Source organism: Streptomyces glaucescens (genome assembly GCF_000761215.1).
In the GTDB taxonomy this organism is placed as follows: Bacteria; Actinomycetota; Actinomycetes; order Streptomycetales; family Streptomycetaceae; genus Streptomyces; species Streptomyces glaucescens_B.
Genome location: NZ_CP009438.1, coordinates 4,596,394 through 4,606,005, shown reverse-complemented (window position 1 = coordinate 4,606,005; position 9,612 = coordinate 4,596,394). Strand labels below are relative to the sequence as shown.

General features: G+C 71.4%; 11 protein-coding genes. 1 reads left to right on the top strand and 10 read right to left on the bottom strand.

Annotation, left to right across the window (positions count from 1 at the left end):
- Nucleotides 1–51: 51 nt before the first annotated feature.
- A complete protein-coding gene (locus SGLAU_RS20045; protein WP_043503348.1) occupies nucleotides 52–1,266 on the bottom strand; it encodes a glycosyltransferase 87 family protein in 1,215 nt (404 codons plus the stop codon).
- 74 nt (nucleotides 1,267–1,340) lie between these two features.
- Here SGLAU_RS20045 and SGLAU_RS20040 point away from each other — a divergent pair, with 74 nt between their 5' ends.
- A complete protein-coding gene (locus SGLAU_RS20040) occupies nucleotides 1,341–2,228 on the top strand; it encodes a hypothetical protein (protein ID WP_043503347.1) in 888 nt (295 codons plus the stop codon).
- Nucleotides 2,229–2,639: 411 nt separating this feature from the next.
- On the opposite strand, the gene truA is transcribed toward SGLAU_RS20040, so the two are convergent.
- The 9 genes from truA to map all read right to left on the bottom strand — a co-directional run bounded on the left by truA (nucleotide 2,640) and on the right by map (nucleotide 9,594).
- Nucleotides 2,640–3,503 (bottom strand): tRNA pseudouridine(38-40) synthase TruA, encoded by an 864-nt coding sequence (truA, locus tag SGLAU_RS20035; protein ID WP_043503345.1) that lies wholly within the window; start codon nucleotides 3,501–3,503, stop codon nucleotides 2,640–2,642.
- A 73-nt stretch (nucleotides 3,504–3,576) separates the two neighbouring features.
- Complete coding sequence (locus SGLAU_RS20030) at nucleotides 3,577–4,986, bottom strand: hypothetical protein (RefSeq protein ID WP_043503344.1); 1,410 nt, start codon at nucleotides 4,984–4,986, stop codon at nucleotides 3,577–3,579.
- 159 nt (nucleotides 4,987–5,145) lie between these two features.
- Nucleotides 5,146–5,646, bottom strand: a complete 501-nt coding sequence (rplQ, locus tag SGLAU_RS20025; protein WP_043503343.1) for a 50S ribosomal protein L17 — start codon at nucleotides 5,644–5,646, stop codon at nucleotides 5,146–5,148.
- Nucleotides 5,647–5,831: 185 nt separating this feature from the next.
- Nucleotides 5,832–6,854, bottom strand: coding sequence for a DNA-directed RNA polymerase subunit alpha (locus SGLAU_RS20020; protein WP_003966937.1), 1,023 nt, complete (start codon nucleotides 6,852–6,854; stop codon nucleotides 5,832–5,834).
- Nucleotides 6,855–7,015: 161 nt separating this feature from the next.
- Nucleotides 7,016–7,420: a 30S ribosomal protein S11 gene (gene rpsK / locus SGLAU_RS20015; protein WP_003956432.1), complete on the bottom strand. Its 405-nt coding sequence runs from the start codon at nucleotides 7,418–7,420 to the stop codon at nucleotides 7,016–7,018.
- 58 nt (nucleotides 7,421–7,478) lie between these two features.
- Nucleotides 7,479–7,859 carry a 30S ribosomal protein S13 gene (gene rpsM / locus SGLAU_RS20010; protein ID WP_006130767.1) on the bottom strand — a complete coding sequence of 127 codons (381 nt, stop codon included), beginning with the start codon at nucleotides 7,857–7,859 and terminating at the stop codon, nucleotides 7,479–7,481.
- 197 nt (nucleotides 7,860–8,056) lie between these two features.
- Complete coding sequence (gene rpmJ, locus SGLAU_RS20005; protein ID WP_004984509.1) at nucleotides 8,057–8,170, bottom strand: 50S ribosomal protein L36; 114 nt, start codon at nucleotides 8,168–8,170, stop codon at nucleotides 8,057–8,059.
- 71 nt (nucleotides 8,171–8,241) lie between these two features.
- On the bottom strand, nucleotides 8,242–8,463 hold the full coding sequence (gene infA, locus SGLAU_RS20000) for a translation initiation factor IF-1 (RefSeq protein WP_003948620.1): 222 nt from the start codon (nucleotides 8,461–8,463) through the stop codon (nucleotides 8,242–8,244).
- Between the two features lie 294 nt (nucleotides 8,464–8,757).
- The gene (gene map, locus SGLAU_RS19995; protein ID WP_043503340.1) at nucleotides 8,758–9,594 is read right to left on the bottom strand and encodes a type I methionyl aminopeptidase; all 837 of its coding nucleotides are present in this window, start codon (nucleotides 9,592–9,594) and stop codon (nucleotides 8,758–8,760) included.
- Between the last annotated feature and the right edge of the window lie 18 nt (nucleotides 9,595–9,612).

Sequence of the window (9,612 nt, the reverse complement as noted above, 5' to 3'; positions counted from 1 at the left end):
ACGGGTCAAAACGCGGGATCACCGGGGTGAGAGCCCGGCATCCGCACCCTTTCAGGGTACGCGAGCCGCGCCGCCGCTCCGTTCGCGCCGCGGCCCGACGAGGCGGCCCGTGCCCCGCGGCCCGCCACGGGCGCAGTGCGCGGCCACGGTGGCGGCCAGGACACACAGCGTGAGCGCGTCCTTGAAGGCGCGGCGGCCGGGCGGATCCAGGTACGGCAGGCCCGGCGTCGGCAGCTGCGGGACCAGGGCCAGCCAGAACCAGGGCCGCCGGGCCGCCGACCCGGCGCAGGGCAGGCCGGCCAGCAGCAGCGGCAGCACCACCAGCAGGTAGTGGTCGTACGAGGGCCGGGAGACCAGGAACGCGGAGAGCATCAGGGCCGCCGCCGTCTCCGGCAGCCGCAGCGGGCCAGGACCGGCCCGCCGCCACCGCCGGTACGCGCACAGCACCCCCGCCCCGGCCGCCGCCGCGGCGAGCAGCCCGGCCAGGTCCGGCGGCACCCCGAGGCGCGGCAGCACCGCCGCCGGGGAGGCCTCGTAGAGCCGCACGAAGGAGTCGTCGCCCGCCAGCAGGAACGGCAGCGTGCGCGTGAAGAAGGCCGCCGGGTCCGGCATCAGCAGGCCCGCCCCGGCCGAGGCCGCCGCCGGGACCAGGACGGTCGCGGCCAGCGCCCGCCACCGGCGGGCGAACAGGAACAGCAGCACCAGCGGCGCCAGCAGCGGCTTGAGGGCCACCGCCGCGCCGATCACCACGCCCGCCGCCGTCCAGCGCCCGCGCCCCGCGAGCAGCAGCGCCAGCGGCAGGGCGACGGCCGCCGTGACCGTCCAGTTGGCCAGCTGCACCAGGTGCGCGAACGGCGCGAACCCGGCCGCGAGCCCGGCCAGCCCCAGCGCGGCGAACCTGCTGCCCAGCGGCACCCGGTGCAGCCGCAGCGCGAGCGCCCAGGCCCCGGCCAGCAGGACGGTCACCACCGGCGGGACCAGCAGCCGCAGCCACGACGGGGGCAGCAGGGCCTGCGGGGCCGCGGCGAGCACCGCGCTCGGCAGGTAGAGGAAGTGCGGGTCGTCGTACGGGGAGCCGCCGGCCAGCCAGGTGCGCGCCGCGCGGACGACGATCGCGTTGTCCATGCCGCCGTCCGGGCTGAGCAGCGCCACCCGCACCGCCTGCCCGCCGGCCACGATCGCCGGCACGGCCCACAGGTGCCAGGTGGCCGGCCGTACCAGCCACCCGGAAATATCGCCCTTCAACGGATTTTCACCGGAATTCATGCACCGCACGCTAGGGGGTCGGGAGCCGGCGGCAGCGGACCAGCGCGCCGCCCGGCCCGTCTAAGATGCGCCCCATGAGCTTTGGGCAGGGGGGACCCCAGTCTCAGTGGGATCCCTGGACACCTCAGTCGCAGCAGCAGTCCTGGAACAGCGGCAGCGACCAGACCCCGGACTGGGCCGCGCTCGCCGAGGCATCCGAGGCGCGCAACAAGCGGCGCCGGCTGCTGTTCGTCGGCGGCGGCGCGCTCGCCACCGTCGCCATCGGCACGGCCGTCGCCATGGCCGTCGTCTCGGCGAACGGTGACGGCGGGCAGGCGAACAACCAGACGTCCCAGCTGCCCGCCACCGCGGACATCCCCGGCACGTCCACGGCCGCGCCGCCGTCCTTCGCCCCGACCAGCGCCCCGCCGCCGCTGGACCCGAAGGACTTCGTCTCCAGCAAGGAGAAGGACACCGCGGCGCTCAGCCCGCAGATCCTCTTCCCCGGCACCCAGCTCACCATGGGCGACACGGTGTACAAGAAGGGCCCGACCGCCGACACCACCAGCTGCGCGTCGGCCGCCCGGCAGACCCTCCCCAAGGTGCTCACCGCGAACGACTGCACCCGGCTGCTGCGGGTCACCTACACCAAGGACGGGATCGCGGTCACGGTCGGGGTGGCCGTCTTCGACACCGAGGCGCAGGCCACGAAGGCGAAGGAACAGGCCGACGACAAGAGCATCGTGAAGTCCCTCGACGGCGGCGGCGTGCAGCCCTTCTGCAACGCGGCCGTCTGCCGGACGACGACCAACTCCTTCGGCCGGTACGCCTACTTCACGATCGCCGGATTCACCGACGGCAAGGACGTCACCACGAAGGACACGGAGGTCTTCGCCACCGGCGACGACCTCGCGGAGTTCACCTTCCGTCAGATCCGCCGGCGCGGCGAGGCCCAGGCATCCGCCGCCGCGGCCGAGGGGTGACGGCCACCGCCGGTCCGCTCGCCCGCCCGGGCGGGTGACGCGGCGCGGCGCGGACGCACGGCCGGCTCGGTCTGCTCGGCGCCGCGGCCGGTGGGGGCTGTACCGCTCGTGGTGCGGCTCCACGTGCTGGCCGATCACCGGTCCTGTCGTGGGTGTCCGCCGGCCCGCTCAGGTTCCGCGAGTACCTGACCGACGGTCAGAGTGCGGCGCTCGGCATCATGGACTGGCCCTCGCCGAGACCGGCACCGACTAGCCGACGACGGCAGCCAGTCCCCGTACCGGCACTTCTGGTCACCGGGCATCGGGGAGCGGTTCCACGAAGCCTGCCTTCGGCAAGGTCCTGGCCGGGTGATCACTGACCGGCGGCCCGGGGGGACTCCACTCGGCGAGTCCCCCTGCCGGCACCGGGCGTCAGCAGCACCCGCCGCCGGTCACTCCCGGCAGCGACCGCTTGTTCCGCGCCTCCCTGCTGCGCGCCGCGAGCAGTTCGTCGGCCGGATAGCCGACCTCCTCCAGCGTCAGCCCGTGCGGCCGTACGACGTGCACGGCCGAGTCCCGTACGCCCGCCGCCAGCACCTCGGCCGGCCAGTCCGGCGGCCGGTGCCCGTCGCCGACGAACAGCAGCGCCCCGATCAGCGAGCGCACCATGTTGTGGCAGAAGGCGTCGGCCCGCACGGTCGCGGTGATGATCCCGTCGTCCCCGCGGACCAGGCTCAGTTCCTGGAGCGTGCGGATGGTCGTCGCACCCTCCCGCTTCTTGCAGTACGCCGCGAAGTCGTGCTCCCCGAGCAGCCCCCGCGCCGCCTCGTTCATGGCGTCCACGTCGAGCGGCCAGTCGTGCCACAGCACGTGGCCCCTCAGCAGCGGGTCCACGCCCCCGGGGTTGTCCGTCACCCGGTACGCGTAGCGCCGCCACACGGCCGAGAACCGCGCGTCGAACCCGCTCGGCGCCTCGCGCAGCGCCCAGACCCGCACGTCCCGCGGCAGCCGTCCCGCGAGCCGCTTCAGCAGCTTCTGGTGGTGCTCGCGCCAGACCGCCTCGGGCAGGTCCACGTGCGCCACCTGCCCGCGCGCGTGCACTCCGGCGTCGGTCCGCCCGGCGACCGTCAGCTCGAAGGTCTCCGGGGACCGGGTCACCGTCCGCAGCGCGTCCTCGATCTCGCCCTGCACGGTGCGCCGCCCGCCGGCCTGCTTGGCCCAGCCGGAGAACTCGGTGCCGTCGTAGGAAAGGTCCAGGCGTACCCGCACGTGTCCGGGCTGTACTTCGTCACTCACCCGTGAATCCTCTCAGGAACGCGAGCGGGCCCGCCCCGGAGGGCGGGCCCGCCACGACCGCTCCGGCCGGTGATCAGCCCTTGCGCGTCGGGTTCAGCACGATCGACCCGGAGTCGTTCGCCGGATCGCCCTCATTCGGCATCGTGTACGGGAAGTACGCGCGCCCGGTGGCGTTCCTGATCACCTCGTCGACCCGCAGGCCGAAGGTGAAGGTCCGGGTGTCGTCCTCCAGGACCGGCGTGCCGACGAAGCAGTGGTAGTCGGCCTCGGAGCCCTCCCAGCCGGGCCGGCAGTTCTCGGGCACCGTGGTGGCCGTCGTCCCCGGCGGCAGCTCCACCGCGAAGGAGATCGGCTCGCCGCCGGAGCGGAGCAGGGCGAGCCAGGCGGGACCGTGGTTGGCGAAGCCGATGTCCACGGACACCGTGTCGCCCTGGCGGGCCCGCAGCCGCTCACCGGTCAGGTCCAGGTCGAAGGTGTTCTTCGTCGGGATGTCGAGCTCCGCCCAGCGGCTGTAGCCGGCCGGGTCGGCCTCCGGCAGCCGGACGAGCTCCAGCGCCGGTCCGGTGCCCGGCTGGTGGTCGCCCTGGGCCAGCAGTTCCCGGGCCTGGGCGGCGGGGACCGCGGTGAAGCTGTACGACATCGCGTCGTAGAGCGCGAACCCGGCCGTCTGCACCGGGAACGGCACGCTCAGCCCGTAGGCCGCGTCCCCGGCGAACTCGCCGTCGAAGACGCACAGCGCCTCGGACCGGCCGAGCAGGTCCTCCGGGTCACGCGGGTCGTACCAGCAGTTGCCGAAGGTGGCGGGGAAGGACAGGCCCCGGGTGCCGGAGACCCGGAGCAGGACGCCGTCGCCGCCCAGCCCGCCGACGTTGCGGAAGCCCAGCGGCGCCTGGAAGGTGTCGCCGGCCTGGAAGCCCGCGGGCTCGGCCAGCTGCTTGTTCAGCAGCTCGGGGCCGCCGACGAGCACGTCCACCGTGTGCCCGGTGAAGGCGAGACCCTCGCCCGCGGCCGTGACCCGGATGCTGCCGGTGTCGCCCGCGGCGCTCTCGTCGGTGACGTCGAGGCGGATGCCGCCGAGGCGGTTGTAGTCCTCGCCCGCGTAGATCTCGGTGCCCGGGCAGGTGGCGACCAGCCCGTCGACGGAGCAGCCCCGCCACCCGCCGAGAGCGGAGAAGTCGACCGCCGCGACGCCGGCCAGGGAGCTGGCGTCGACGGTGACCGTGTAGTCGCCGGTGTGGATGGGGTAGGTCACACCGTTCTCGTCGGGGACCGGCTCCCCCGGTGCCCGCAGCCCCAGCTCGATCTGCGGCTCCGTCGACCCGTTCGGGTCCTGGTACATCGACAGGTTCACGCTGTCGGGTCCGGTCACGGACACCGGCAGCGGTTCCTCCTGCGCCTGCGCGGGACTGCCGAGCGCCGTGCCGGCCAGCGCGGCCAGCGCGAGGACGGAGATGCTGCGCCGCACCGCGGCGAGAGAAGGCATGGGACCCCCAGTGGTTCGGATGTCGAGTACGCCGGCCGACCGGCGCACATGCATGACCTTCGAACCCGCCCCAGGGTTGCGCTGATCTTGTGCGCACACGCCGACGGGCCCGCTCCCTGGGGGAGCGGGCCCGTCGGCACCCGGAAGGGCACGGAACGCTTACGCGTCCTTCGACTCCTCGGCGGGAGCCTCGGCGGCCTCGGCCTCGTCGGCCTTGGTCTCCTCGGCCTTGGCCTCCTCGGCCTCCTTGACCGCACGCTTGGTGGCGGCCTCGGCCTCACCGGTCGCCTGCTGCGCCACGGTCAGCGCCTCGACCAGCTCGATCACGGCCATGGGCGCGTTGTCGCCCCGGCGGTTACCGATCTTGGTGATGCGGGTGTAGCCACCCGGGCGGTTCTCGTAGCGCGGGCCGATCTCGGTGAAGAGCGTGTGGACGACGCTCTTGTCCGTGATGACCTGGAGCACCTGGCGGCGGTTGTGAAGGTCGCCCTTCTTCGCCTTGGTGATCAGACGCTCGGCGTACGGGCGCAGGCGGCGGGCCTTCGCCTCCGTGGTCGTGATCTTGCCGTGCTCGAAGAGCGACTTCGCGAGGTTCGCGAGCAGCAGCTTCTCGTGCGCGGCACTGCCGCCCAGACGGGCACCCTTGGTGGGCTTCGGCATGGTTCTTCTCCTGTGTGTCTGCCCCGGCCGTATCAGGTACCGGGGTCAGTATCCGAGCGAGCGGTTGCCCGTCGGAGATCCGGGCGCTGACCCCGCGAGGGGCCGCGCTCGGAGCGGGGTGCGGGCAACCGCGCGACACGGCGCGGCGACCCTCACCCGAGTACGGACCGGAACGGCCCGAGCTCTCAGTACTGCTCGGTCTCCACGAACCCGGCGTCCGCGTCGTCGTCCGCGCCGAAGGCGTCCGCGGCGGCGGTCGGGTCGAATCCGGGCGGGGAGTCCTTGAGCGCGAGGCCCATGCCGGCCAGCTTGGCCTTGACCTCGTCGATGGACTTCGCACCGAAGTTGCGGATGTCGAGCAGGTCCGCCTCGGACCGGGCGACGAGCTCACCCACGGAGTGGATGCCCTCGCGCTTGAGGCAGTTGTACGACCGGACGGTGAGCTCCAGCTCCTCGATCGGCAGCGCCAGGTCGGCGGCGAGCGCGGCATCCGTCGGGGACGGACCCATGTCGATGCCCTCGGCGTCGATGTTCAGCTCGCGGGCGAGACCGAACAGCTCGACCAGCGTCTTGCCCGCGGAGGCCATGGCGTCACGCGGACGCATCGCCTGCTTGGTCTCGACGTCGACGATCAGCTTGTCGAAGTCGGTGCGCTGCTCGACACGCGTGGCCTCGACCTTGTACGTGACCTTGAGCACCGGCGAGTAGATGGAGTCGACCGGGATGCGGCCGATCTCCTGGCCGACCTGCTTGTTCTGCACGGCGGAGACGTAACCGCGGCCACGCTCGACCGTCAGCTCCATCTCCAGCTTGCCCTTGCCGTTGAGCGTGGCGAGGACCAGGTCGGGGTTGTGCACCTCGACACCGGCCGGGGGCGCGATGTCGGCGGCGGTGACGAGACCCGGGCCCTGCTTGCGCAGGTACATCACGACCGGCTCGTCGTGCTCCGAGGAGACGACCAGCTGCTTGATGTTGAGGATCAGGTCGGTGACGTCCTCCTTGACGCCCGGCACGGTGGTGAACTCGTGCAGGACGCCGTCGATCCGGATCGAGGTGACGGCGGCACCCGGGATCGACGACAGGAGGGTACGGCGGAGGGAGTTGCCGAGGGTGTAGCCGAAGCCCGGCTCCAGCGGCTCGATCACGAACCGGGAGCGGAACTCGTCGACGACCTCTTCGGTCAACGAGGGACGCTGAGCGATCAGCATGTGTGGATCAGATCCTTCATTCGTGGACGCCCGCTATTTGACGTCCGACGGAAACCGCACCCATGAGATGACGGTGCGGGTACTGCAAGGGTACGGGCGGCACGGACCTTTTACGGTGCCGTACCGCCCGGAACCCGCGGTCTGCTCGAAGCAGCCGGGCGTCAGACGCGGCGGCGCTTCGGCGGACGGCAGCCGTTGTGCGGGGTCGGGGTGACGTCCTGGATGGAGCCGACCTCGAGACCGGTGGCCTGGAGCGAACGGATCGCGGTCTCACGACCGGAACCCGGGCCCTTCACGAACACGTCGACCTTGCGCATGCCGTGCTCCTGGGCGCGGCGGGCAGCCGACTCGGCGGCCATCTGCGCGGCGAACGGCGTGGACTTCCGGGAGCCCTTGAAGCCGACGTGGCCGGCGGAGGCCCAGGAGATCACGTTGCCGGACGGGTCCGTGATCGAGACGATCGTGTTGTTGAACGTGCTCTTGATGTGCGCGTGGCCGTGAGCGACGTTCTTCTTTTCCTTGCGGCGCACCTTCTTGGCAGCGCCCTGACGACCCTTGGGGGGCATGTCGTTCTCCTACGGGAGGTGGTCGGTCCTACGACAGCTGGCAAGACCGCTGCGTGGACTACTTCTTGCCCGGCTTCTTCTTGCCGGCGATGGCGCGACGCGGGCCCTTGCGGGTACGCGCGTTGGTGCTGGTGCGCTGACCGCGGACAGGCAGACCGCGACGGTGACGCAGACCCTGGTAGGTGCCGATCTCGACCTTGCGGCGGATGTCGGCCTGGATCTCGCGACGGAGGTCACCCTCGGTCTTGATGTTGTTGTCGACGTACTCGCGGATCGCCACGAGCTGCTCTTCGGTGAGGTCGCGAACACGGGTGTTCGGGTCCACGCCGGTGGCAGCGAGCGTCTGCTGCGAGAGGGTCCGGCCGATGCCGAACACGTAGGTGAGGGCGATCTCCACGCGCTTTTCGCGCGGGATGTCAACACCGGAAACGCGTGCCATTCAATGGCTCCAGTTGATCTTCGGAGGTCTTCCGCAGCACCGACTCCCAGCCGCCGTACCAGGTACGAACTGGGTCCCCGGCCTCCGAACCGGGGGTGTCAAGCCCGAGGGGGCTTGGGTGCTGCGTATGAACATATTCAGCTCGCGTCGCGCGAAGTCTCTGCGATGTCGGTGCAGAGGGTGTGATCCGTGTGCGATCAGCCCTGGCGCTGCTTGTGGCGCGGGTTCTCGCAAATGATCATGACCCGGCCGTGACGGCGGATCACCCTGCACTTGTCGCAGATCTTCTTGACGCTCGGCTTGACCTTCATGGGATGTGAGGTTCTCCGGGTCAGTTGCCGGCGGCCCCGCGCACAGGGAGGGCACGGGGCGTGGGCAAGATCTACTTGTACCGGTAGACGATCCGGCCACGCGTCAGGTCGTACGGAGACAGCTCCACCACGACCCGGTCGTCAGGGAGGATGCGGATGTAGTGCATGCGCATCTTGCCGCTGATGTGTGCCAGGACCTGGTGGCCGTTCTGGAGCTCGACCTTGAACATGGCGTTCGGAAGAGACTCGACGACAGTGCCCTCGATCTCGATGGCACCTTGCTTCTTGGCCACGCTTCGCCCTTCGAATCGACTACCTTGATCGACTCAGTGTGAGCGCATGCAGGCATGCGGGTACACAAGAGCCGACGAGTCAGTCTACGTCAGGGCACCCGGAAAAACGAATCGAGGCAGTCTGCCCCGCGGAACAGATCATTATGCGGGCCGCACCGGGGCGACCCGGCGCAGCCGGACAGGCGCGGCCGCCGGACCGGCGCGCCACGCGCCGTCCGGGGCCGGAGCCGGGCGCCGCGGGATCAGGGCGGGCCGCGCCGGCCGACGGCCGGCGGTCCCGGGCGGGCGCCGTGGTCAGGCGAGCGGATCCGGCGCCGTCGTGATGCCGAACTCGGCCAGCTTCGCCTTGCCCCCGTCGGGAGCCGTCAGCACGAGCGGACCCTGCTCGGTCAGGGCCACCGAGTGCTCCCAGTGCGACGACCAGGTGCCGTCGGTCGTGATGACCGTCCAGTCGTCGTCCAGGACCTCCGTCCTGGGGGTGCCCAGGGACACCATCGGCTCGATGGCCAGGCAGAAACCGGGGACCAGCTTGGGGCCCTTGCCGCGGCGGCGGTCGACGTAGTTCAGCAGGTGCGGGTCCATGTGCATCTCGGAGCCGATGCCGTGGCCGCCGTAGTCCTCGATGATCCCGTACCGGCCGCCGCCGGGCTTGGGCTGGCGGCGGATGTACGTCTCGATGGCCCGGGAGATGTCGACGAGCCGGTTGCCCTGCTTCATGGCCGCGATGCCGGCCCACATCGACTCCTCGGTCACCCGGGAGAGCTCGATCAGCTCCGGGGCGTGGCCGGAGCCCACGAACGCCGTGTAGGCGGCGTCACCGTGCCAGCCGTCGACGATCGCGCCGCAGTCGATGGAGATGATGTCGCCGTCCTTCAGGACGACGTCCTCGGAGGGGATGCCGTGGACCACCACGTCGTTCACCGAGGTGCAGATGGTCGCCGGGAAACCGCCGTAGCCGAGGAAGTTGGACTTCGCCCCGTGCTCGGCCAGCACCTTGCGCGCCACCTGGTCGAGGTCCTTGGTGGAGGCGCCGGGTACCGCGGCCTCCCGGGTGGCCGCGTGGATGGCTGCGACGACCAGCCCCGCCGCACGCATCTTGGCGATCTGCTCGGGGGTCTTGATCTGCACCATGGGGGCCCTGCGCTCTCC